At 64.4% G+C, this 24,423-nt stretch carries 22 protein-coding genes; 9 read left to right on the forward strand and 13 right to left on the reverse strand.

The features are described from left to right. Window positions 1-20 precede the first annotated feature (20 nt). Window positions 21-1,709, reverse strand: coding sequence for a long-chain-fatty-acid--CoA ligase (locus BN60_RS15260; protein WP_020696960.1), 1,689 nt, complete (start codon window positions 1,707-1,709; stop codon window positions 21-23). A gap of 41 nt (window positions 1,710-1,750) precedes the next feature. Between BN60_RS15260 and BN60_RS15265 the strand changes: the two genes are divergently transcribed. Further along, window positions 1,751-2,311: an AAA family ATPase gene (locus BN60_RS15265; RefSeq protein WP_020696961.1), complete on the forward strand. Its 561-nt coding sequence runs from the start codon at window positions 1,751-1,753 to the stop codon at window positions 2,309-2,311. Between the two features lie 51 nt (window positions 2,312-2,362). On the opposite strand, the gene BN60_RS15270 is transcribed toward BN60_RS15265, so the two are convergent. Further along, a complete protein-coding gene (locus BN60_RS15270; RefSeq protein WP_020696962.1) occupies window positions 2,363-2,812 on the reverse strand; it encodes a phasin family protein in 450 nt (149 codons plus the stop codon). Between the two features lie 230 nt (window positions 2,813-3,042). Between BN60_RS15270 and BN60_RS15275 the strand changes: the two genes are divergently transcribed. Then, the gene (locus tag BN60_RS15275) at window positions 3,043-4,497 is read left to right on the forward strand and encodes a WS/DGAT/MGAT family O-acyltransferase (RefSeq protein WP_020696963.1); all 1,455 of its coding nucleotides are present in this window, start codon (window positions 3,043-3,045) and stop codon (window positions 4,495-4,497) included. Between the two features lie 58 nt (window positions 4,498-4,555). After that, window positions 4,556-5,332, forward strand: coding sequence for an esterase/lipase family protein (locus BN60_RS15280; RefSeq protein ID WP_020696964.1), 777 nt, complete (start codon window positions 4,556-4,558; stop codon window positions 5,330-5,332). A 41-nt stretch (window positions 5,333-5,373) separates the two neighbouring features. Here BN60_RS15280 and BN60_RS15285 read toward each other — a convergent pair whose 3' ends face one another. Genes BN60_RS15285 through BN60_RS15295 form a run of 3 tightly spaced genes read right to left on the reverse strand, consistent with a single transcriptional unit; the run spans window position 5,374 to window position 10,281 of the window. Further along, window positions 5,374-5,799 carry a phasin family protein gene (locus BN60_RS15285; protein WP_020696965.1) on the reverse strand — a complete coding sequence of 142 codons (426 nt, stop codon included), beginning with the start codon at window positions 5,797-5,799 and terminating at the stop codon, window positions 5,374-5,376. Between the two features lie 16 nt (window positions 5,800-5,815). After that, entirely contained in the window at window positions 5,816-7,099 is a 1,284-nt protein-coding gene (locus tag BN60_RS15290; protein ID WP_020696966.1) for a DUF445 domain-containing protein, read from the reverse strand. Beyond that, window positions 7,084-10,281: a bifunctional cytochrome P450/NADPH--P450 reductase gene (locus BN60_RS15295; RefSeq protein ID WP_020696967.1), complete on the reverse strand. Its 3,198-nt coding sequence runs from the start codon at window positions 10,279-10,281 to the stop codon at window positions 7,084-7,086. Before BN60_RS15295 ends, BN60_RS15290 begins: the two co-directional genes overlap by 16 nt. Window positions 10,282-10,398: 117 nt before the next feature. Between BN60_RS15295 and BN60_RS15300 the strand changes: the two genes are divergently transcribed. Next, entirely contained in the window at window positions 10,399-11,289 is an 891-nt protein-coding gene (locus BN60_RS15300; protein ID WP_020696968.1) for an NAD(P)-dependent oxidoreductase, read from the forward strand. Here the strand turns inward: BN60_RS15300 and BN60_RS15305 are convergent. The 7 genes from BN60_RS15305 to BN60_RS15335 form a co-directional block, all read right to left on the reverse strand. Further along, on the reverse strand, window positions 11,286-11,882 hold the full coding sequence (locus BN60_RS15305; protein ID WP_020696969.1) for an alpha/beta fold hydrolase: 597 nt from the start codon (window positions 11,880-11,882) through the stop codon (window positions 11,286-11,288). The genes BN60_RS15300 and BN60_RS15305 overlap by 4 nt on opposite strands. 2 nt (window positions 11,883-11,884) lie before the next feature. After that, window positions 11,885-12,562, reverse strand: coding sequence for a glutathione S-transferase family protein (locus BN60_RS15310; RefSeq protein WP_020696970.1), 678 nt, complete (start codon window positions 12,560-12,562; stop codon window positions 11,885-11,887). Window positions 12,563-12,705: 143 nt separating this feature from the next. Beyond that, window positions 12,706-13,971 (reverse strand): Nramp family divalent metal transporter, encoded by a 1,266-nt coding sequence (locus BN60_RS15315; RefSeq protein ID WP_043283965.1) that lies wholly within the window; start codon window positions 13,969-13,971, stop codon window positions 12,706-12,708. A 3-nt stretch (window positions 13,972-13,974) separates the two neighbouring features. Beyond that, window positions 13,975-14,769: a phosphodiesterase gene (locus BN60_RS15320; protein ID WP_043285747.1), complete on the reverse strand. Its 795-nt coding sequence runs from the start codon at window positions 14,767-14,769 to the stop codon at window positions 13,975-13,977. Window positions 14,770-14,794: 25 nt separating this feature from the next. Beyond that, window positions 14,795-16,450, reverse strand: coding sequence for an NAD+ synthase (locus BN60_RS15325; protein WP_020696973.1), 1,656 nt, complete (start codon window positions 16,448-16,450; stop codon window positions 14,795-14,797). A gap of 34 nt (window positions 16,451-16,484) precedes the next feature. Beyond that, complete coding sequence (locus tag BN60_RS15330) at window positions 16,485-17,708, reverse strand: MFS transporter (protein WP_043283967.1); 1,224 nt, start codon at window positions 17,706-17,708, stop codon at window positions 16,485-16,487. Between the two features lie 28 nt (window positions 17,709-17,736). After that, the gene (locus BN60_RS15335) at window positions 17,737-18,120 is read right to left on the reverse strand and encodes a RidA family protein (protein WP_020696975.1); all 384 of its coding nucleotides are present in this window, start codon (window positions 18,118-18,120) and stop codon (window positions 17,737-17,739) included. Between the two features lie 58 nt (window positions 18,121-18,178). On the opposite strand from BN60_RS15335, the gene trmFO reads away from it, so the two are divergent. The 5 genes from trmFO to ppk2 all read left to right on the forward strand — a co-directional run bounded on the left by trmFO (window position 18,179) and on the right by ppk2 (window position 23,465). Continuing rightward, window positions 18,179-19,537, forward strand: coding sequence for a methylenetetrahydrofolate--tRNA-(uracil(54)-C(5))-methyltransferase (FADH(2)-oxidizing) TrmFO (gene trmFO / locus BN60_RS15340; protein ID WP_020696976.1), 1,359 nt, complete (start codon window positions 18,179-18,181; stop codon window positions 19,535-19,537). A 111-nt stretch (window positions 19,538-19,648) separates the two neighbouring features. Continuing rightward, entirely contained in the window at window positions 19,649-19,933 is a 285-nt protein-coding gene (locus tag BN60_RS15345; protein WP_020696977.1) for an acyl carrier protein, read from the forward strand. 80 nt (window positions 19,934-20,013) lie between these two features. After that, complete coding sequence (locus BN60_RS15350) at window positions 20,014-21,363, forward strand: MATE family efflux transporter (protein WP_083856125.1); 1,350 nt, start codon at window positions 20,014-20,016, stop codon at window positions 21,361-21,363. Window positions 21,364-21,414: 51 nt separating this feature from the next. Then, window positions 21,415-22,185, forward strand: coding sequence for a precorrin-6A synthase (deacetylating) (cobF, locus tag BN60_RS15355; protein ID WP_020696979.1), 771 nt, complete (start codon window positions 21,415-21,417; stop codon window positions 22,183-22,185). 221 nt (window positions 22,186-22,406) lie between these two features. Then, on the forward strand, window positions 22,407-23,465 hold the full coding sequence (gene ppk2, locus BN60_RS15360; protein WP_020696980.1) for a polyphosphate kinase 2: 1,059 nt from the start codon (window positions 22,407-22,409) through the stop codon (window positions 23,463-23,465). A gap of 72 nt (window positions 23,466-23,537) precedes the next feature. Here the strand turns inward: ppk2 and BN60_RS15365 are convergent, their stop codons facing one another. Then, entirely contained in the window at window positions 23,538-24,335 is a 798-nt protein-coding gene (locus BN60_RS15365) for an enoyl-CoA hydratase-related protein (RefSeq protein WP_020696981.1), read from the reverse strand. Window positions 24,336-24,423: the final 88 nt, after the last annotated feature.

A 24,423-nucleotide genomic window follows, 5' to 3' on the forward strand; every position in this document is an offset into this window, starting at 1 on the left:
GCCCCAATCCGGCCGCCCTGTCAGGCCGCCTTCTCGACGACCGTGTCCCGCAATTCCCGCCGCAGGATCTTCCCGACGTTGGTTTTCGGCAATTCGCTGCGAAATTCTATGTATTTTGGCCGTTTGTAGCCCGTCAGTTCCTCGGCGCAGTAGGCGGCCAGCATTTCCTTGGTCAGCGTCGGGTCTTTCTTCACCACAAACAGCATCACGGCCTCGCCGGATTTCTTGTCGGGCACGCCGATCACGGCGCACTCCAGCACGCCCGGATGGGCAGCCACGACGGCCTCGACCTCGTTGGGGTAGATCTTGAAGCCCGAGACGATGATCATGTCCTTCTTGCGATCCACGATCTTGATGTAGCCCCGCGCATCCATTTCCCCTACGTCGCCCGACTTGAAGAAGCCGTCGGGCGTCATCACGAGCGCCGTTTCGTCGGGGCGCTGCCAGTATCCCTGCATGACCTGCGGGCCGCGGATGGCAATCTCGCCGGCCTCCCCCAGCGGGACATCCTTGCCGTGGTCGTCGAGAATGCGCACCTCGACGTTGGGCAGGGGCAGGCCGATCGTGCCGGTATACTGCTCTGAGTCCGTCGGATTGCAGGTGACGCCGGCCGAAGTTTCGCTGAGGCCGTAGCCCTCGACGATCGGACATCCCGTGACCGCGAGCCACTTCTTGGCAACGGTCTCCTGGATCGCCATTGCGCCGCCGTTGGTGATCACGAGCGACGAGAAGTCGAGCTTCGCAAAATCGGGCTGGTTGAGCAGCCCGTTGAACAGCGTGTTGACGCCGGGGAAGATGTTCATCTTGTACTTGGCCAGGTCCTTGATCGTGGCATTCATGTCGCGCGGATTGGGGATCAGGATGTTGAGCGCGCCCGTGCGCATGCCGAGCAGGCCGCAGGTGATGAACGCGAAGACGTGGTAGAGCGGCAAGGCGCAGACGATGGTCAGCTGACCGTCGAGCTTCTTGCGCTTGAGTCCCGGCTGCATCCATGCCTCCGAGGCCAGCAGGTTCGCCACGATCGTGTGATGAAGAAGCGTGGCGCCCTTGGCGACGCCGGTCGTGCCGCCGGTATACTGCAGGACCGCCACATCCTGCGGCCCGAGATCGGGACGGGCGAGCTGCATCGAGCGGCCGGCGGCAACCACGGCGTTGAATTTGAAATGCCCCGGCAGCGACCATGCTGGAATCAGCTTGCGCACCTTGCGAACGACGAAGTTGACGATGCTGCCCTTGAGGAAGCCCATGAGGTCGCCGAGAGAAGCGACGACGACATGCTTGACCGGCGTCTCGGCGATTGCTTTCTGGAGCGTCGACGCGAAGTTCTCGAGAACGATCACCGCCTCCGCGCCGGAATCCACGAGCTGATGATGCAGTTCGGGCGCCGTGTAGAGCGGATTGACGTTGACCGCGATGAACCCGGCTCGCAGCACCGCAGCGATCGCCACGGGATACTGCAGCACGTTGGGCATCATGATCGCGACCCGGGCGCCGCGCTTCAGCCCGCGGCTCTGCAGCCAGGCCGCGAGCGCCTGCGACAGCGTATCGACCTCGCCGAAGGTCAATGCCTTGTCCATGCAGACATAGGCCTTGGCGTCGCGATACTTGGCGAAGCTCTCCTCGAGCAGCGACACGACGCTGGGATAGACCGACGGGTCGATATCCGACGGTACGCCTGGCGGGTAACTCTTGAGCCAGAACCGATCCATTCCACACCTCCCGACATTCCATCCTTGGAGACAATATAGGCATGCTCGCAAAAGAACGCCTCTCCATCGCGCCCTTTCACGTCGTCACAGGCGGCCCCGGATCGGGCAAGACGACGCTGATCGACGCCCTTGCGGAAGCAGGATTTGCCCGCACGATCGAAGCCGGCCGCGCCATCATCCAGGACCAGACGGCTATTGACGGACCGGCCCTGCCCGCACGCGACCCCGTCTTGTTTGCAGAGCTGATGCTTTCGTGGGAGCTGCAATCCTACCGTTCGGCACAAGCTCAGCGCGGGCCGATCTTCTTCGACCGCGGGGTCCCCGATATCGCCGGCTACTACCGGCTGATCGGGCACACGGTACCGCCGCACGTGACCGCCGCCGCCGACCGCTTCCGCTACAACCGACGCGTCTTCGCGGCGCCGCCCTGGCCGGAGATCTTCGGCCAGGACGCCGAACGCCGGCAGACCTTCGACGAAGCGGTCCGTACTTTCGAAGCCGTCACCGGCGCCTATCGAGACTTCGGGTATGAGCTGGTGCCCCTGCCGCTGGTGCCCCTGCCGCAGCGCGTAGAGTTCGTGCTCCAAGCAATCAGGCAATGAAAAAGGCCCGTCCTGGTGGACGGGCCTTCTTCTGAAGACAGTCGAAGTCGCTTAGGCAGCGGCCTTGGCGAATTTCTCGATGCGCTCCTGGACGGGGCGGACGGCATCGTCGGCGGCCTTGCGTACGAACGCGCCGAGATCCTGCGCCTGGGCGATGCGGGTCTCGATGCGGCCGCGCCAGTACTTGGCCGAGACGTCGAACGCCTCGAGCGGCGACTTGGCAGCAAGGAAGTCGCGCATGGCGGCGAAGCCGGCATCGGCATCTTCCTTGGCAACTTCAAGAAGCTTCAGGCCGGCCTTGGTGGCGCCGTCGCGGGCCTGAGTGACTTGAGTGTTCAGCTCTTCCGACGCGGTCTGCGCGGCCTTGCTGATCTGCTCGAAGCCCTCGGTGGCCTTGCGGACGCCGATCTGGGCGAACTCGCGGACGCGCTCGCCGGCAGCCTTGGTGGTTTCGTTGGCATGCTCGATCACGGTGTCGAGCGCGGCATTGTTGGTAGTCATGGGGTATATTCCTGCAATTGATTGGTGTGCGCTACGCGGTGACGAGGCGTATATGGGATCGCCATTGTGCGATGCAACATAAATTTGTGCGTTGCGGCGATAAAAATAGAATATGTATGTTTTTCAACGATTTAGGAACATGGGCCGCCTATCCCCACTTGCCTAGGCCAAGCCAGCCGGAGGACAAATCGTCCAACGATCAAAAACCGGCGACCGTGGGGAGGACGCCAATGGAAACGCAGCAACTCTCGGGCATCGATGCGTCGTTCCTCTACCTGGAGACGCCGGAAACGCCCATGCATGTGGCGGGGCTCACCTATTTCGAACTGCCCCCCGGTTTCGAGGGAAGCTTCTACCAACACTTTCGCAAGTTCTTCGAAAGCCGGCTGCACACCATTCCGATCTTCTCAAAACGGCTCGCACCGTCGCTCTACGACCTCGACCATCCCGGTTGGGTCGACGAGCAGGAGCTCGACCTCGACTATCACCTGCGCGAGACGGCCCTGCCCGCGCCTGGCACCGAAGAGCAGCTCGAGGAAGTGATCTCCCGGCTGCACGCCAATACGCTCGATCGCAGCCGGCCGCTCTGGCAGTTCTACGTCATCACGGGTCTGGCGAACGGCCAGGGCGTTCTCTATTCGAAGGTCCATCACGCCGCGATCGACGGCGGCGCCGGCATGGCGATCAACAAGGCGCTCTACGATGTCAGCGCCACGCCACGCGACGTCGCACCGGCGGCGCCCAAGTCCGCCTCCTCGACCAGCGCGCCAGTATCCCCCACCGCCGTCGATCCGGTGAAGGGCATCGCCGACATCATGACCAACATGATGCGCCAGCAAATCAAGCTCTGGCAGGCCGCACCCGAAATTGTGAACTCGATGACCAGCGCCTTCCTCGGCAAACCCGGTGAAACGCCCAAGGCGCTCAGCACCTTGCAGAACCTTGCCAGCCAGCTGCCGACGCTCTCCGCGCCCAAGACACCGTTCAACGCGACGATCACGCGCGAGCGCAGTTATGCCGCGCGCACCATCTCGCTGTCCGACGCCAAGGCAATTGCAAAGGCGAGCGGCGCCAAGCTCAACGACGTGGTGATGGCGGTCTGCAGCGGCGCGCTCCGGCGCTACCTGCAGGAGAAAGGTCAGCTTCCCGACAAGCCGTTGATTGCCGGCGTGCCGATCAGCCTGCGCGAACCCGGCGACACGCGGCAAAACAATCAAGTGTCCGGTATGCTTTGCCAGATCGCGACCGATATCGCCGATCCCGTGGAGCGACTGAAAGCAATCGTGAAGTCGTCGACCGACTCCAAACAGATCGCCGGCACGTTCCGCGATGCCGTTCCGCAGGACTTCGCCTTCGTCGGCGCACCGATCCTCCTGCAGCTCATGATGCTGGTCTATGGCCGCAGCGGCCTCGCCGACAAGCTGCCGATGCCGATGAACGTCACCATCTCGAACGTGCCGGGACCGCCGATGCCGCTCTACTGCGCTGGCGCGAAGGTGACGGCGCTGCATCCGGTTTCCATTCCTGCTCACGGCGCCGCGCTCAACATCACGGTGCAGAGCTACATGGACGCGCTCAATTTCGGCCTCACCGCCGATCGCCGCGCCGTACCGGATGTTGCACGCCTAGGCGACTATCTGGTCGAGGCGGCGGCCGAGCTCAGGACGGCGGTCGTCGGAGGTTGAAACACTTCCGCGGCCTACCGATATGTGAGAGTCTGCGGGAACGACAAGGAGGCCCAAATTGACGGCTGCCGCTGAGACGCTGCGTCCCCCTTCGCGTACGTTGCTATTCCTCGAAGGTCGTGCCGTCCAGGAACTGGGCGCCTTCATGCTGCTGCGGCCGTGGCTTTCCGCTGCGCCGCGCGGCGATGGACACCCCGTCCTCGTTCTCCCGGGTCTTCTCGCAAGCGATCTCTCCACGCAGCCTCTGCGCTCCTTCCTGAAGGCGCAGGGCTATGCCACGCATGGCTGGAAGCAAGGCCGCAATCTCGGCCTGCGTCCCGGTATCGAAGGCGCCATGCTGGATCGCGTCGACGATCTCTACGAGCGCCATGGCCGTCGCAAGATCAGCCTCGTCGGCTGGAGCCTGGGCGGCATCTATGCGCGCCAGCTCGCGAAGCGCTGCCCCGAAAAGGTGCGTTCGGTGATCAGTCTTGGAAGCCCCTTCACCGGCAGTCCGAAGGCGACCAATGCCTGGCGTGTCTACGAATTCGCCTCGGGGCAGAGCGTCGAAGACAGCGACCATCACATCGCAGGCCCGCTCGCCGATCCGCCGCCGGTGCCGACGACGTCGATCTTCAGCCGCACCGACGGCATCTGCGCCTGGCAAACGTGCCTGAACGTCGAAGACGAGCAGGTCGAGAACATCGAAGTTTACGGCAGCCATTGCGGCCTCGGCCATCATCCGGCGGCCGTCTATGCGGTTGCCGACCGGCTGTCGCAGCCGGAAGGTCAATGGAAGCGCTTCGACCGCTCCGGCTGGAAGAGCTTCGTCTTCCCGGATTGGCGTCGGGCCTAGGTTTCTCGCTGGGGGAGCATGCCCCCAGCTTTCATCCTGTCCTAGGACTTCTTTTCGAGGCCGCTGCGAATCTCGTCGTAGGATTCCTTCATCCGATCCTGCACGATCTTGAACGCCTCGGCGCTCGACTTCTGAACCAGCTCGGCGATGTCGCGCGTGTTGGAGATGGCAGCATCCATCGCCTTCTTGGCGAACTCGCCCTGCTTGGCCATGACTTCCTGCGCCGAACCGCCGGGCTTGTACGCCTGCACCATGGCGGTGACATCCTTCATCGCGGCTTCGAAGATCTCGCGCTGCTTGTTCGCGATCTCGTTGGCGCCGCCGGCCATGGCCTGCCAGGAGCGAGTCATCGCATCCAGATTCTTCTGATGGTGCTCCATGATCTTCGCCATGTCGAAGGCGGGAACCTTGAGCTGCTCGCCGAACGATTTGAACATATCGGTGAAGTTCTGAGGGGCATCGGCCATTTGAACCTCCTGTCGATTACAAGTGCAGCTTCAACCCCTGTTCGAGCGCGTGCAAGGCCAAACCGGCAAGGCCGCCAATCATCGCGCCATTGAAACGGATATATTGCAGATCACGCCCGACCGTGAGCTCGATGCGACCAATCAGCATATCGATGTCCCACGACTTCACCTGATCGGCGATGAAGCGCCCGACACCGCTCTTCTGACTTTCCACAAATTCGGACAGGACCTGCACCATGCCGCGGTTGATCTCGGCCCGAATGGCGGGCTCGCGGGCAAGCTGGCTGCCGACATCGACCAGCATGGCTTCGAGTTGCCGTCGCACCTGGCTGTCCGGCGCCTGCGCATCCTGTTCGAGGAAGCTGCGCAGGCTCTCCCAGGCGCCTTCGGCGACCGCAGCGATCTCGGGACGCGCCAGCATGTCGCGCTTCAGACTTTCCGCACGCCGCGCGAAAGACGGGGAGTGGCGCAACCGTTCGATGAAGCCTGACACAAAACTGTCGAATTCACGCCGCAGCGGATGGCTGGCATCGGCCCGCGCCTCCTGAATGAAGGCTGTCGTCGAAGCGACGATCTTGCGCAGCAGGTAGGCATCGGCTCGATAGAGGTTGAACAAGGCCGGTAGCTCCTGCCGAATCTTCTCGCGCAGCGCCGCCAAGGTTTCCTCGTTGGTCAGTACCTTTTCGAGTGCTGCCAACAACTCGTCGAGCAGCCTTTGATGGCGGTTCTTCTCGGTGACCGCACTCAACAGGCCGGCGGCCAACGGTGCCAGCTCGATCCGCTCCAGCTCGGCCATGACACGCTTGCCGAGAAAGCCCTTCAGGCCCGACTGATCGATCGAAGTCAGTGCCTGCGGCACCAGACGCATTACGAAGCCGGCAAGCGCCGCGCTGCGTTCGCGGTCGCTCAGCCACTCCGACACCAGAGCGGCAAAGTCGACCTCGCGCAGCCTCGCCTCGACGGGTTCACGCGCCAGGAAGTTCGTCTCGATGAACTCGCCCAGCGTCTCGGCAATACGGTGATGATTGCGCGGTACGATCGCGGTGTGCGGGATCGGCAGCCCAAGCGGCCGGCGGAACAGCGCCACAATGGCATACCAGTCCGCGAGGCCGCCGACGGTGGCCGCAGCCGCAAAGGCAGCAACGTAGCCCCAGGCCCAATGCTGCGGCTCGTAGTGGCGCGCCAGCACGAACAGGGCTGCCGTGAACACCAGCAGCGCCGTCGCCGCAGCCTTGACGCGCCGGAGTTCGCGCGCCCTCTGGCGGTCGCGATCGCTAAGCTCGGTCAGCTGCTCGCCCACACGTCCAGCACGTAGCGATTGTCGGCGACGAGCTTCGCCATCCAGCTTTCGCCGGCCGCTTCGTCGGCCCCCGTCTTCTCGCGATGCATGGCGATCAAGGCACGCTTCACATCGGGTTCCATCCGGCTGCCGTCGCCGCAAACATAGACGATCGCGCCTTGATCGATCAGGGCTGACACCTTGTCCGCCTTTTCCTTTAGGAGGTCCTGCACGTAGGTTTTCTTTCCATCATGACGCGAGAACGCGACTTCGAGATCGACGATGCCGGCATCGGCCTGCTCCTTCAGCTCGTCCTCATAGATGTAGTCCTGATCGGGGTGACGACAACCATAGAACAGCAAGGCGGCCCCTAAGGTACGACCCTGCGCCTTGAGCGCCGCCCGCTCGCGAAGGAATCCCCGAAACGGCGCCAGCCCGGTACCCGGCCCGATCATGACGATCGGCGCCGCCGGATCGACCGGCAGGCGGAAACCGACCTTCGTTTCCTTCACGAAGGCCTGGACGGTGCTGCCGGCGGCCTGCCGCGCGAGATGGCTCGAGCAGACACCGTGATAGATGCCGGCACCGGCTCGCGCCGGCCCTTCGACCACAGCTACCGTGATCGAGCAACGCGCGCCGTCGGCCATGGGCGACGACGAGATCGAGTAGTAGCGCGGTGTCATCAGCGGCAGCATTTCGAGGAAGGCCGCGAACGGCAGCTCGCAGGCGGGAAACTCCTCCAGCAGGTCGAGGATCGATTTGCGCTTGGCCAGGATCTCGGCGCGGAACCGCTCTTCCTCCAGCAGCGCTTCGAGCTTGGGCCGCGTAAACGGGCAACGCGTGTGCTGCACCATGGTCTGGATCTGCTTGCGCGTCGCCGGGAGCTGCAGTTCCAGATAGTCGGACAGCAGACGATGAACGGAGATCGCCTCGCCGATGGGCAGGGCCGCGCGGCGTCCTTCCGGTGCCGTCAGCACGACATGCGCACCGGGTGCAAAGCCGAAGCGGCGGATCGCCCGCTCGACCAGCACCGCGCCGTTCTGCGGCACGATGCTGAGGTGATCACCGGCGCGATAGCTGACGCCATCGGGCAGCAACACTTCGATATGGCGCGTGCTGCGACCTGACTTGTCCGGGTTTTGCAGCTCCCGATTGGCCAGCACGCGCATCGGCAAGGCGCCGTGACCGCCGATGATCGGATTGACGGGCGGCTTGTCGACCTGCTGCACCTGATAGAGCGGTTCCTGCGATCCGGCCGCCTCTGCATCGAACTTGATGCCGAGCTTGCTCGCAATGTCCGGCAGCATCGGTTCGTACCAGGCCTGGAAATTGCCATCGAGGTCTTCGCGGGCATCGCCCTCGCCGCGTGCGTGGAGGCGCTCCGCCCCTTTGGCCGCCAGTAACTCGTCGATCTCGCGCGGGATCGCCTGATAGGTCGACGCCCAGTCGCGATTGCCGCATCCGAAAACGGTGTAGCGCACGCCCTTCAGGGCGCCGATCGGCATCTCTCGCAACGACTTGAGGAACTGCACGGCATTGTCCGGCGGCCCACCGTTGTAAGACGCGCAGACCACGGCGACGGCGCCGTCGGTCGGCAGCTTGCCGGCCATGTCGTCGAGGCTCGCCAGGGTCGTCGCGAAACCTGCGGCTTCGGCATCCTCCGCAATCGATCGCGCCAGTTCCTCGGCCGTGCCCATGTTGGAGCCAAACAGTACGGCGAGCCTGGTGCCGTGGCTGGCGGCAACCTTCTTCGGCGCCTTGCGCGGCGCCGGCTTGGCAGACACCGCGACCTGACCGCTGCCGCGCACGACGTCGGGCCGCAGCCGCACGCGCATCGTCAGCCCTTCGGGCTTGATGGTGAGCGACTCCTTGATCTTGAGCTGGTAGCGCGTGTGATCGACCAGGCGGAAGCGCTGCAGGATCATACCGATGACCAGAGTCGCCTCGGTCATGGCGAACTGGCGGCCGATGCAGGCGCGCTGGCCGTTGCCGAACGGCTTGAAGGCATGCGGCGGCATCTTGGCTTCGCGCTCCGGCGCGAAGTTGTCGGGATTGAAGACTTCGGCCTGCGGGCCCCACACCGACTTGTCGCGGTGGAGCATCGCCGTCAGCACGGTGACGAAGGTGCGTTTACGCAGCTTGTATTTTCCGCCAATCGTTTCGTTCTGGTACGGGTAGAGGCCGAAGGCCGGCGCCGTCGGCCACAGGCGCAGCGACTCCTTCAGGATCTGGCCGATATAGACGAGCTGATTGACCTGTTGCGCCGTGGGCTTGGCGTTGATGTCGCGACCCAGGACCCGATCAACCTCCTCGTAGGCCTTCTGCAGCACATGCGGATTGTTCAGCAGGAAGTAGATCGCGAACGACAGCATCCCGCTCGTGGTCTCGTGACCGGCGATCAGGAAGGTGTTCATCTGGTAGCGGATATTGACGTCGTCCAGCCGCTCGCCGCTCTGCTTGTCGATGCCGCTCAGCATGAAGCCCAGCAGGTCGGGCTTAGAGGCATCGTCCGCCGGGACCTCGCGGCGTTCCTTGATGATACGGTCGGCGATGCCGTTCATGAAGCCGACATCTTCCTCGAGCTTACGGCGGCTCTTGCGCTGCGTCAGATCCTCCAGCGGCAGGCCGCGCATCTTCATCACCGCTTCGAGCGCGCGGACCAGCGACTCGACATAGGGATGGTTGTCGCTGCGGTAGAACGAGTTGAAGCGATAGTTGAAGCCGCAGAGGCCGATCGTGTCGAGCGTGAGCGCGGTCATGTCGCGCACCACATCGATCTCCTCGTCGGCATTCAGCCGTTCCCACTTGGTGACGAGCTGATCGGCGATGTCGAGCATGCCTTCGTGATAGGTCTGCATCATGCGATGCGCGAAGGTCGGCAGCAGGATGTTGTGCGCCTTCTGCCAGTTCGGCTCCTGCGTCTCCGCCGTGAACAGCGCATCGCCGCCCAGCATGCGCACGCGCCGCAGAGAGCCGCGTACCGCCTTGTCGAAACGCTTCTCGTCGCAAAGCTCGGCCACCAGGTCGGCACCGGAAACCACGACCAGCGGCGTGCCCATCATGTCGAGCCAGAAGATCGGCCCCTGCTCCCGGGCGATCCGCATCAGGTCCTGGATCGGCGCGCCGCCATCGACGGTGAGCATGTTGCCCAACACGGGCGTCCGCGGCGGATGCGGGATGGGATAGAGCTTGTTGCGCGCCATGAGTCCGAACGTCCTCCCCCAAGCCCGCACTACCGCGGGCTCTTTCGCCCAGCAACACTAGGCGGCGGCGATTCCGGCGTATAGTCAGCGGATAAGTTTTCTTTTCGGGAGGTAGCCATGAAGGTCGGATATATCGGCGTCGGCAACATGGGCGGCCCCATGTGCCGCAACATCATCAAGCGCAGCAACCACGCCGTGACCGTGTTCGACCTGAACCCGGCGGCGGTGAAGACCTGCACCGACCTCGGCGCGACGGCCGCCAAATCCGTGGCCGAGGCGACCAAGGGCGCCGACATCATCATGACCTCGCTGCCCATGCCGCGGGATGTCGAGGCCGTAACCCTGGGCGACAACGGCATCCTCGCCAACATCTCCAAGGGCCAGACCTATATCGACCTCAGCACCAACGCGCCGTCGATGGTGAAGAAGATCGGCACCGCCATGGCCGCCAAGGGCATCGCCATGCTCGACGCGCCGGTGAGCGGTGGCACGGTCGGCGCCGAAGCCGCGACCATCGCCATCATGGTGGGGGGCGACAAGAAGGTGTTCGACGACGCCCTGCCCGTTCTGCAATCGTTCAGCGCCAACGTGATCCACATGGGCGAGCTCGGCACCGGCACGGTGGCCAAGCTGGTGAACAACATGATGGCCTTCTGCAATGCCGCGGCCGCAGCCGAGGGCCTGATGCTGGGCATCACCGCCGGCCTCGATCCGAACAAGCTGGTGCAGGTCATCGCCAGCTCGAGCGGCAACTCCGCCGTTTTCAAGTCCTTCTCCGAGCGCGCCCTCTCGGGCAAGTTCTCGCCGCCCTCCTTCGCGCTGAACCTCGCGCACAAGGACCTTCATCTCGCATTGGAACTCGCCGACGAACTCGACGTGCCGCTGCCCCAGGGCTCGGCGACGCACAACCTGCAGCGCATGGCGCGCCGCATGGGGCTGGGCGACAACGACAGCTCGGCAATCCTGCAGGTCTACGAATCGGTACTAAAGAAGACCGTCAAACCTTAACTCAGGTGCGCGGCAATCAATCGGGCTACCTGGTCGGCATGGGTGCGGGCCAGGTCGTGATTGCCGCCCGCCACGACCTCGAGCTTCGCTTTCGGCAGACGCTGCTCGAGATGCCGGCCGACAGCGAGGGGGCTGATCGGATCGACATCGCCCCAGATCAGCAAGGTCGGCGCCGCGATCCTTTCGACCGGCACCGGCGGCACCGACCGCTCCGCAGTGACCCAGGCAGCAGCATTGGGATAGGACTTGCGATAGTCGGCACGCCAGTCGCCGGCGCCGAAGTCTTGCATGTCGACGCCGCCGGAGGTCGTGCAGAGCACCAGTCGCCGGATTTTTTCCGGTTGTTCGATCGCCAGGCGCGCGGCAATGACGCCGCCCATGGACTGGGCCACCAGATCGACCGGCGCGCCCATCTTTGCCGCCACCAGCTGCTTCAGGTCGTCGTAACCTTGGATCGACGGGTCGGGCGGCTGGTCGCCGAGGCCCGGCCAACCGAAATACTCCTTCGGCCAATCGGAAGGCAGCCGCTCGCCCACGGGCTTCCAGAAGTCAGGCGACGCTCCTGTGCCCGGCAGAAACAGGATCGGAGTCATCGTCAAACGCTCAGCTTGGCCAGAAAGGGCGGCAGCGTGCGCCCCTGCGAAAGCAGGTAGCGGCCCATGGCTCCGGCAACCTGGCCCACGGCAGGTCGCGCGCTCATGCGATCGCGCCAGGCTTGCAGCTTCGGATGCGCGTCGGTCATGGGCGCTCCCATCCGGGCGCCGAAGAGCTGCGCCATGTAGAAGGCGATGTCGGCATAGGAGTAGCTGCCCGCAAGCCATTCCTGCTCGCCGATGACCTGCTCCATCTCGTCGTAGACCTTCGCGGCGCCGTCGCGCGCCGCGACGGCGGCCAGATCCTCCGGTGTTCCCTGCAGCCCCATCAGCCGGATGATGTGCGGGAAATAGACTTCGTCCGACTTGTGTTCGAGCAGCCGCGCCCGGGCACGGGCCTTGGGTTCGGCAGGCCAGAGCGACGGTTCCGGCTTCACGGTTTCGAAATATTCAAAGATCTGTGTCGAGTCGAAGATCTCCAGCGTGCCGCCCGGACCGTCGTCGATCAGCACCGGCACCTGGCGCTTGGGATTGATGCGCAACACTTCGGGATGCTTGGGCTCATAAAGCCGCTTCATCTCGAAAGGCACCATGATGAGCTCGACATCGAGCTTCTTCTCGCGGGCTGCGATCTCGGCCTTGGCGCCGAACATGCTGAGCGGTCCGGAATAGAGCTTCATAGGAAGGAGGTTAACATGCGCCGGCCCTCATCACGCACGAGCTAAGCTAGGCCGCAATGGCAAGGCTACTTATGCTTGTGCTGGCAGTGCCTGCATGGGCTGCGTCCCTGCACGCCAGCAAGCGAGGACCTGCGGAATACCCCCTACATCAGGACAAACATCGCGACGGCGGCAGCAGCCATCAGGACAGCGGTGAGCCAGCCCAGCACATGCTGCCAGGGCGCAGCGACGAACGTGCCCATGACTTCGCGCCGCGCGGCCACCACCATCATCGCAGCAATGATGGGCACCACGATCACCCCGTTCAGCACGGCGCTCCAGATCAAAGCCTTGATCGGATCAATCGGCAGCAGTGCAACACCGAGCCCAATCAGGATCGCCGCGACGATGACACCGTAGAATGGCCGGGCGTCGCGAGGCTTGCATTCCAACCCGATCGTCCAGTCGCGCGTCTCGCCGACCGCGTAGGCGGCGGACGCCGCCAGAACAGGCACGGCCAGCAGCCCCGTGCCGACAATGCCAAGGCTGAACAGCAGGAAGGCAGCTTCGCCGGCAATCGGCTTCAGCGCTTCGGCCGCCTGCTGCGTGCTCGCGATGTCGGTCAGGCCGTTGGCATTCAGCGTCGCAGCGGTCGTCAGTATGATGAAGAAGGCGACCAGATTCGACACCGCCATGCCAATGCCGGTTTCCCAATTGATGCGCGCAAGCTGGAGCGGCGCTTCGTCGGGATGCGTCTTGAGAGGGCCGGCTGATGGATCACCCTCTTCGTCCTCGACCTCCTGGGAGCTCTGCCAGAAGAAGAGATAGGGGCTGATCGTGGTACCGAGGATGGCGACCACCAGCATCAGCGTCTTCGCGTCGAGGTCGAATCGCGGAAAAATGGCCCCAAGGCCAACCGCTTGCCAGTCGATTTGAGCGGAGAAGACGACCCCGACGTAGGCAAACAGCGAGAAAGTCAGCCACTTCAGGATGCCGACATAGCGACTGTAGGGAATGAACACGATCGCCAGCAACGACGCCACGGCAAACATCACGGTGAAGAGGGTCTGGCCCCCTCCGAAAAGCAGACTGACGGATGCGCCCATCGCCGCGAGGTCGGCGCCGATATTGATAGTGTTGGCGACGAACAGCGAGGAGACCAACGCAAGAACTACCGGCCTGGGAAAGACGCGGCACATGTTGGCGGCAAGACCGCGGCCGGTGACCCTTCCGATTCGAGCGCTGACGGATTGCACCGCCACCATCAGCGGCCAGGTCAGCACCACAGTCCACAATAGCCCGAAGCCCGCCTGCGCGCCGGCCTGGGAATAGGTGGCAATGCCGCTGGGATCGTCGTCGGCCGCGCCGGTGATCACACCGGGGCCCACTCTCCTGGTCAGGTTCGAAGACGAAGCCGGCGAGGCAGTCATGCCTCACCTGAACGGGCGCGGTCCATCGTAGGTTCCGATGTAGCTGAGATGTGTGATCAGTCCGGTAGGCGGCCGCCACAGGTGGAGAGCAATACCCGGAGGCTCCATGGTCATCGAAAGTTTGGCATCGGGACGCAGGTCCAGCGTGCCCTGATGTGCAGTGCTGGGCGCGATCGAGGCCATGGTGCCGGCCCAGCGCACCTGGATCGGGCGATGGACGTGGCCACACAGCACGCGCTCGACGGTGCCGCGCGCCCGGACGATCTCGGCCAATCGCTCCGCCCCTTCGTTGAGACGGGCTGCATCGAAGGCGTCGATGCCGCAATCGAACGGCGGATGATGCATGTAGAGAAGTGTCGGCTGGTCACTCTCTCCAAGCCGCGCGTCCAGCCAGTCCAGCCGCTCCGGGCACAGGGCACCGAAGCCTTTGCCGGGCACCAGGGTATCGAGGGCGATCAGGCGCAGGGGCAGGCCTTCGACGACATACTGAAGAAAGCCGCCGCGGGGCAGGTAGACATGCTCCGAAAAGATCTCGCGCAACGGGTCGCGTGCGTCATGGTTGCCGGGAATGAGATAGAACGGCATGCGCAGCGCCGACAGCATGCGCTTCAGGTTCGCGTATTCCTCTGGCTTGCCGCCCTCCACCAGATCGCCCGTCACGAGGGCGATGTCCGGCCTGGGATCGAGGGCGTTGACGTGCGCCACGGCACGCTCGAGGTAGCCTTGCGTATCGATGCGGCCGTAGAGCAGCTCGCCCGTCTTCTTGATGTGCATGTCGGAGATCTGGGCAATCAGCATTGCATCCATCCACTCTGTCTTCCTGTCATCCGCGGAAGCCGTTCACGATCGGGTAGCGCCGTTCGCGGCTGATGTTACGTGAGGTGATCTTGACTCCGGGAGGCGCCTGGCGCCGCTTGTATTCCGCCCCTTCGAGCAGCCGCCAGACACGATCCACGACCGCCGGATCGTGGCCCTCCTTCGCGAGATCGGCTGTGCCGAGATCGCGTTCGATCAGGCCTTTGAGCACCGCATCGAGCACGGGATAAGGCGGCAGTGAATCGGAATCCTGCTGGTCGGGCCGCAACTCGGCCGAGGGCGGCTTGTCGATGATGCGCGCCGGGATCACTGTGCCGGCCTTGCCCAGAGCGCCCTGCGGCAGGTGCTTGTTGCGCCAGCGGCAGAGCTCGAACACGGTCGTCTTGTAGACGTCCTTCAGCACGTTAAAGCCGCCGCACATGTCGCCATAGAGGGTGGCGTAACCCACGGCCATCTCCGACTTGTTGCCGGTGGTGACGACCATGCCGCCGAGCTTGTTGGACACGGCCATCAAAGTGACGCCGCGGGCACGGCTCTGGATGTTCTCTTCCGTGACGTCCTCGGCGCGATTGCCGAACAGCGGCGTCAGCATGCCGCGAAACGCCTCCATCGCCGGGCCGATATCGACGATGTCATAGCGTACGCCGATTGCCCGCGCGCAGGCTTCGGCATCTTCCAGGGACTCCCGGCTGGTATAGGGTGACGGCATCATGATCGCGTGCACGCGCTCGGGGCCCAAGGCGTCGGCCGCGACCGCCGCCGTGATCGCCGAATCGACGCCGCCGGAAAGGCCGATCACTACCGAGGGGAAGCCGGTCTTGTTCACATAGTCGCGCAGGCCCAGCACCATCGCCCGGTAGATCGATTCGAGGTCGCTCATCTCCGGCTCGATCGGTCCGGGCTGACACTCCCAGCCACCGCCGTTGCGGCGGAACTCGATCGTGGCCACCTGTTCGGCGAAGGATGCCAGCTTGACCTTCAAGGCACGATCGGCGCCCAAGGCGAACGAGCCGCCATCGAAGATCAGTTCGTCCTGCCCGCCGACCTGGTTGAGGTAGACGAAGGGCAGACCGCTTTCGACCACGCGCTTGACGCCAAGCTGCACGCGCACGTCGGTCTTGCCAACCTCGTAGGGCGAGCCGTTGGGCACCAGGATGATCTCGCCGCCGGTTTCGGCGATGCATTCGACGACATCGGGCGTCCACATGTCCTCGCAGATCGGGACGCCGATGCGCACGCCGTTGAAGACCAGCGGCCCCGGCATCGGCCCCGGCGCAAAGACGCGCTTGTCGTCGAATACGCCATAGTTCGGTAGATCGACCTTGAAACGCTTGCCGATGATCTCGCCCTTGTCGAGGGCGATGACGGCGTTGTGCAGCTTGTCGCCTTCGCGCCACGGCGTAGTGACGAACAACGCCGGACCACCGTCCTTCGTATCGGCCCTCAGGGCTTCGACCGCCTCGTGGCAAGCCTTCTGGAAAGCAGGCTTGAGCACAAGATCCTCGGCCGGATAACCCGACAGCACCGTCTCCGGATAGAGCACCAGTTCTGCGCCCTGCGAGGCGGCTTCCGCGCGCGCCACCCGCACCTTGGCGAGATTGCCCGCAACATCGCCGACCTTGGGGTTGAGCTGCGCCAGTCCGACCTTGAGGGAATTCGTCATGGGACAATCATAGCGCGAGATTTCATCGGGGTGTTCACCTCTCTGACCTCGCCGGCACAAGCGCGTAGGCCGCTACGGCGGCGAAGACTGACGCCAAAGCTGCGGTTGCAAACGCCAGAGTGGGCGAATGCATGACGATCACGCCGCCGATGGCAGAACCCAGCGGCAGACCCGACATGTTGAAGCTCATCGAGACGGCGAGCACACGGCCCAGCCACCCCGGATCGGTACGCCGTTGCCGCAGCGAAAGCACGCCGACATCGACCGGACCTTCCACGAACCCCACCAGAACCAGACCAATCGCCAGACCGACGAGGCCGAAGCTCGCGCTCACGGGGAAGATCGCGACTGCCGTGGCGAGCGCCCCGAACGCGATGAACTGCCGCTCGCGATCGACGGTGCGAAGGTGTCCGGCGAATAGCGCACCGAGCCCGCCCGCGAGGCCGGCCGCAGCCCACAAGCCACCCACCACCGCGTCCGCCCGGGCACCCGTTCCCAGTTCCTTCATCACCACCACGGGCACGGCAACCACGAGAATGCCCCAGCTCACCTGAAACAAGGCATAAGAGATAGCAAGGCCACGGAGAGACGTGTGGCGCACGAAGTAGATCACGCCGGCCACAGCGTCTCCGATCAAAGGTCCTGACGACGCGGCGTGGCCGTGGGACGTACGCCGTATGAGAGGAACGAGGCTCGCGGCCGCCGCCGCATAGAGAAGCACGATGGCCAGCAAGGTCGTCTGCGAACCGGCGAAGCCAAACAGCAATCCCGCAACGGCGGGGCCGCCGACATTGATGAGGGCATAGCTGCTCGTATCCAGCGCGTTGGCCAGGTCCAACCCATCCTTCGGCACGAGGCGCGGGATCAGAACGCGAATGCCGGCGGTGCCGAGCGGGCTCGTCAGGGAGTACAGCGTCACCAGTGTCAGAAGGAGAGGCTCGGTGACCGAACCCGCGACGTCGGCAAGGCCGAGCGCCAGGAGCAGCAATGTGCTCGCCGCCATGTCGATGACGATCGCCTTCGCCGCTCCGAGACGGTCGAGCAGCGCGCCGGCCAACGGGCTGATCAACAGGCCTGGCGCCATCGAGGCGAACGCCACCCATCCCGCAAGAGCAGGAGAACCGAAGCGTTCCAGCACGTAGAGGACGATGGCCAGCGAGAAGATGCGACCGGCGAGGCGCGACAGGCACGCCGCCAGAAACAGCTCGGGCATGCCGCCCAGGCGCAACAGTCGCCGATAGGAAAGAGGCTCGGTCAACGCGCTACGCCCGGACGGAAAGGTCGTTCTACTTGGCCGCGACGACCTCGATCTCGACCATCATGCCGGGATCGGCGAGACCGGAGACGATCACCAGGGTCGACGCCGGATAGGGCTCGCCGATGAAGCGGCCGCGAACCTCGCGATAGGCGGTCATGTAACGGGCGTCGGTGAGGAAGCCCGTGATCTTGACGATGTCCTTGTAGCCCATGCCGGCGCTCTTCAGGACCTGGCCGATGTTTTTCCAAGTGAGCTCGACCTGCTTCTCGATGCCTGCACCGAGCTTGCCCTTGGAATCGACGCCGACCTGTCCGGAGACATAGAGCAGGCGCGCGTTCGGGGCGACTTCGGCCCCCAGGCTGTACTTGCCCGCCAGAGCGACGGACTTGGGATTGTGGAACTTGATGGCCATTGGGCCCTCCCCCCTTTATAGGTTCGCGAAGGAGGCGCACGGTTTCAGGTCAGATGGGATGACGTCAAGCATCAAGAGCGTTCATGTCGTTGGCGGCGGGCTCGCAGGCAGCGAAGCGGCCTGGCAACTCGCGTCCGCCGGCGTTCCCGTCGTGCTGCACGAGATGCGTCCGGTGCGTGGCACCGAAGCCCATCTCACGGACAGCCTGGCCGAGCTCGTCTGCTCCAATTCCTTCCGCTCCGACGACGCACAGAACAATGCCGTCGGCCTGCTGCACGAGGAGATGCGCCGCGCCGGCTCGCTGATCATGCGGGCGGCTGACCAGCACAAGCTGCCGGCGGGTGGCGCGCTGGCCGTCGATCGCCATGGCTTCTCTGCGGCAGTGCAGGAAGCACTGCTCGCCCATCCGCTGGTAACTTTGGAGCGCAGCGAGGTGGCCGGCCTGCCCCCCGAGAGCTGGGACAGTGTCATCGTCGCCACCGGCCCTCTCACCTCGCCGGCCCTGGCAGAAGCGATCAGCAAGCTGACCGGCCAGGAGTCGCTGGCCTTCTTCGACGCCATCGCGCCGATCGTCCACTATGAGAGCATCGACCTCTCCGTCGCCTGGAAGCAGTCGCGCTACGACAAGGGCGGCCCGGGAGGCGATGGCGCCGACTATCTCAACTGCCCGATGAACAAGGCCGAGTACGAGGCGTTCGTCGCGGCCCTGCTGGCCGGCGAGAAGACCGAATTCAAGGAGTGGGAAGCCAACACGCCCTACTTTCAGGGCTGCCAGCCGATCGAGGTGATCGCCTCGACCGGCCCGCAGACCCTGCGCTTCGGCCCCATGAAGCCGGTCGGCCTGCGCGATCCGCGGACCGGCCATCGGCCCTGGGCCGTGGTGCAGCTCCGCCAGGACAATGCCCTCGGCACGCTTTGGAACATCGTGGGATTCCAGACCAAGCTGAAGCACGGCGAACAGACCCGCGTCTTTCGCACCATCCCCGGCCTGCAGAATGCCGAGTTCGCGCGGCTGGGCGGGCTGCATCGCAACACCTTCCTGAACAGCCCCCGCCTGCTCGACGCCACCCTGCGGCTGAAGGCGATGCCGCGGCTCCGGTTCGCGGGCCAGATCACCGGCTGCGAGGGCTATGTCGAAAGCGCCGCCGTCGGCCTGATGACCGGCCGCTTCGCCGCCGCGGAGCGCCTGGGCCGGACGCAGGGGCCGCCGCCCGCCACGACAGCCATGGGCGCCCTCCTGAGCCACATCACGGGCGGCGCCGACGCCACGACCTTCCAGCCGATGAACGTCAACTTCGGACTCTTCCCGCCAATCGAGGGCACGCTGCGTGGCAAGGAACGCAAGCAGGCACTCAGTGCAAGGGCGTTGCACGACTTCGACGCATGGTTGAAGCCGACGCCGCTCGCAGCGGAGTGAAGACGCCGCAATATTTCGTAATGTGTCGCAACACTGGGTAACCAATTGTTATTTCACATTGGCCCGGTGGTTCTATCAGATGCCGCCACCATCAAACCGGCGGAGGTAGCCTTGCAGGCCACTCATCATCTGGTCGCCGACACCAATGTAGCGCTGCAGCGTAACGTGATCGGCGAAATCTTCCGCCTTCTCGCGCCCTATCAGGTTGCCGGGAAGGCCATCACCCCGCAGACCGTCATCTCGACCGGAACCACCGTAGACTCGCTCACGATCATGGACGTGATCATGGAGCTGGAGGATCGGTTCGACGTGACCATCCCCATGAACGTATCTGCAGGGATCGACACGATCGACCAGCTCGCCGAAGCCATCGTGGCGCAACGCACCGGCCGCTGAGCGAAAGCGGAAAAAACCGTAAGCATGCGATGAGATAAGCTCGCGCGGTCTGGGCACGTGACGTGCTAGAGACCGCGGCAATGACTCCCGCAGAACGCCGGCAAATGATGCTGGCCGGGCCGATCGTGCCCACCATCCTCACGCTCGCGGTCCCCAACGTGCTGAACGTGGCCATGCAGAGCCTGGTCAGCATCGCCGACGGGTTCTTCATCGGCCAGCTCGGCACCGTCGATCTCGCGGCGCTGGCCCTCGTGTTTCCGACACAGATGACCCTGGGCATGATGTCGGCGGGCGCCATGGGGGGTGGCATCTCCTCGTCCGTGGCGCGGGCGCTGGGCTCGGGCAACAAGGCGGCGGCCGAAGCGGCAGCGGCCCATGCGCTAGCCATCGCACTCGGCATGGCTGCGCTTTTCGCCATCGTCTTCGTGGGCTTCGGCCGGCAGATTTACGGGGCACTGGGCGGTAGCGGCGCGGCCCTCGATCGCGCCGAGGCCTTCGCCACCATCCTGTTCCTGGGCTGCGGCGCCCATTGGGTCGCCAACTCCATGGCCTCGGTGCTGCGCGGCACGGGCGACATGAAGACGCCCGGCCTCGCCCTGGTGGTGACCGGCGCCATCCAGATCCCGCTCACCGGAGCGCTCACCCTGGGTTGGTTCGGCCTGCCCGCGCTCGGCATCCGCGGACCGGCCGTGGCCGCCGTCATCGCCTTCGCCATCGCGGCGGCCTGGATGCTCTCCAAGCTGACGGGCGACAAGGCGGCGGTCCGCCTGCGCTGGCCCGTGGACGGGTTCAAGTGGCGCGCCTTCCGCGACATCCTGAAGGTCGGCCTCATCGCCTGTCTGGTAGTGATCCTGACCAACGGCACCGTGCTGGTCGTCACCGGCCTGATCGGTCGCGAGGGCGATGCCGCCATCGCGGGCTACGGCATCGGCAGCCGCCTGGAATACATGCTGATCCCCATCAGCTTCGGCATCGGGGCGACGCTCACCGCGCTGGTCGGCACCAACATCGGCGCAAGGCAGCATGCCCGCGCCCAGCGGCTGGCCTGGACAGGCGCCTTCATGGCGGGCGGCATGGCCGCCACCATCGGCATCGTCGTGGCGATCTGGCCCGACCTGTGGCTCGGCCTGTTCACTGCCGATCCCGGCGCACTAGCCTCAGGCCGCCACTACCTTACCATCGTCGGCCCGGCCTATGGCTTCTTCGGTGTCGCGATGGCGCTCTACTTTGCCTCGCAGGGTACCGGCGAAATGTACTGGCCGGTCGGTGCCAACATCACCCGCATCACCATCGCCGGCGGCGGCAGTCTGCTGGCGCTGGACACTTTCAGCTGGGGCGTGTCCGGCCTTTATGCTTGTGTTGCCTTGGGCATCGTCGCCTTCTCGGCGGTGCTGGCCTTCTCGACGACGCGCCGGGCGTGGACAGGCTGACAGGCGCCGCCTGGTCCGCGTACATATTGTGCCGCAGAAGCGAGGCGGACCGTGAAAAGGATACTCGTCATCGGCATCGGTGCCGGCGACCCCGACTACATCACCGTGCAGGGCATCGCGGCGCTGAACCGCGTCGACGTCTTCTTCCTTCTCGACAAGGGCCGCACCAAGGGGAAACTGCGGGATGTGCGCGAGGAGATCTGCCGCCGTCACATCGCGCCCGGCCGCGTCCACCGCTTCGTCGAGGCGCCGAGCCCGCCACGCGATCCCCGGCCTGCCGACTACCGCGCCTGCGTCGACGAATTGAACACTGCCAAACAAGCGGTCTTCGAACGCATGATCGCTGACGAGATGAAGGAGGGCGAGACTGCCGGCCTCCTCGTCTGGGGCGATCCGATGCTCTACGACAGCACCATCCGCAACATCGAGGCGCTGGTGGCGACAGGCCGCCACGAAATCGACTACGAGGTCTTTCCCGGCATTACGGCGGTCCAGGCGCTGGCGGCACGGCACAGGATTCCGCTCAATCGCATTGCCGACCCGGTGCTGTTGACCACCGGACGCAAACTGGCCGCAGGTTTTCCCGAAGGCATCGACAGCGCCGTCGTCCTGCTCGACGGCGAGGACACCTTTGGACGCTTCGCCGACTCCGCGATCCATGGCGAGATGGAGATCTACTGGGGGGCCTATCTCGGGACGCCCGACGAAATCCTGATTTCAGGGCGACTGAAGGACGTGGCCGCCGACATCCACCGCAGCCGCCGCGAAGCCCGGCAGAAGCACGGCTGGATCATGGATACGTATCTGATCCGCAAGGCATAGAAACCGAAGCGGAACAACAGAGGGCTGCACTCCTGCGGATGCCTTGGCTGCTTCTTTGTCTCGGTTTGATCTGGATCATTTGAAGGCCGGAAGCGCGGCCTTCAACTATAGTTGTTGTTTGGCACCGCTCCGAAGTCTGCCTCAGGGTTGCAAACATGAAAAAGAAAGACCGCACGCACGCAAACGGTCAGCGCCTCGTGAAACACGGAGATGTTGCGTCGTTGCAGTCGTCTCGTTCCATCGAGGAATCGGTCGAGCACGATGCTGTGCAGGCGGCGGAGTTTTCGAAGGAGATCGCCGTCCGCGACATCCTCGGTCTCATGGTGCCGGACAAGAATCACGAGCTGGCCGACGCTCTTCAGGCGATCATGGCCGGAGCATCGCCTGACGACGCCATCGCCCTGAAGCGAGCCCTGCAGAGTTCCGAGGCTGAGAAGACCGTCGCGAGCCTCCATCCGGACGAGGAGCTGTCGGACGACTGGCGACAGGGCGGATATCCCTACCGCAACCTCATGCTCCGCAGGAACTACGAGAAGGCCAAGTATGGGCTGCAGGTGGAACTGCTGAAGCTCCAAAGCTGGGTCAAGGAGCACAAGCAGAAGATCGTCATTCTCTTCGAGGGTCGCGATGCCGCCGGCAAAGGGGGCACGATCAAGCGGTTCATGGAACATCTCAATCCTCGCGGCGCGCGGGTCGTTGCCCTCGAGAAGCCCACCGAATCGGAGCGCGGCCAATGGTATTTCCAGCGATACGTCCAGCAACTGCCGACGGCAGGTGAAATCGTTCTCTTCGATCGCTCCTGGTACAACCGGGCGGGCGTCGAACGGGTGATGGGGTTCTGTACCGACGAGGAATACAAGGAATTCATGCGTCAGGCGCCGGAATTCGAGCGCAACCTGACGCGCAGCGGGCTCCATCTGATCAAGTTCTGGTTCTCGGTGAGCCGCGAGGAGCAGAGAAGGCGCTTCAAGGAAAGACAGGTTCACCCTCTCAAGCACTGGAAGCTGTCGCCCATCGACCTGGCCTCGCTGGACAAATGGGAGGACTACACCCAGGCGAAGGAGTCGATGTTCCAGCATACCGACACGGCCGATGCGCCCTGGACGGTCATCAAATCCGACTGCAAGAAGCGCGCGCGACTGAACGCCATGCGCTATCTGCTGCACCGACTGCCCTACGAAGGGAAGGATCCCAAGAAGATCGGCGCCCTCGATCCGCTGCTGGTCGGGCGGGCGCACGTTGTCTACGAACGCGGCGAGAACGTGACGCCGGTTCTCTGAGGCAACGCGGCAACGGGAGTACGATTACGGCCCGGGCGCCGCCGCGCCTGTCTGCAACGAGAGCGGCGAGGACTACCTCTTCTTTCTTGCCGCCTGATGGTCGAGGAAGCGCTGCAGCAGTTCGCGGGGTTCGGCAACCTCGTGGGTCTCGGCGAAGATGTCGATGCCACGCTGCACAGCCTGCTCCATCGGCAGGGTCTCCCAGGCCCGAATGAGCTTCTTTTGCAGCCGCATGCCGCGCACGCTGTTCATCACCATGGATGCAAGCCACTCGTCGACGGCCGCGTCCAAGGCCTCCGGCGCGACCACGCGCTCGACAAGCCCCCATTGCACCGCCTGCTCGGCCGGGATCATGTCTCCGAGCAGCAGCAGCTGACGCGTGCGGCCCCAGCCGATGAGGCCGGGAAACAGGGCGGCTTCGACGACGGACGGCATGCCGAACCGCACCTCGGGCATGCCGAGCTTCGCACCGGCGACGGCGACGCGCATGTCGCAGGCCGCCATGAGTTCCAGCCCGGCCCCGAGCGTGAAGCCATTTACGCGGCCGATCACCGGCACGGGGCAATCGCGCAGGCAGCGGCAGGCTTCGTGCACGCCGGTGATGAAAGCCCGGGCCGCGCCCGGTTCGTGCAGTTGCGACAGCTCCTGAATATCCGCGCCACCGATGAAGGACTTCTCGCCCCAGCCGGTGACGACCATGCCACGCAATTCCGGGTCCTTGCCCAGACGTTCCACCGCCTCCACGAACTCGCGGATGACGACCGAATTCAGCGCATTGAGCTTCGCGCGGTTGTCGATGGTGACATGCACGATCCCGGGAAATTCGGGCCGCGCATCATGGCGTACATGGATATGGGTGCCGGTGGACATTGCTGAGGTTCGCTCCAGGAAATTCGCCGGCGAACCAATCAGCTTCGGCAGAGACGATCCAAGACTAATAAATGCTGGCGGCCATAGC

Origin of the sequence: Reyranella massiliensis 521 (assembly GCF_000312425.1) — a bacterium.
In the GTDB taxonomy this organism is placed as follows: domain Bacteria; phylum Pseudomonadota; class Alphaproteobacteria; order Reyranellales; family Reyranellaceae; genus Reyranella; species Reyranella massiliensis.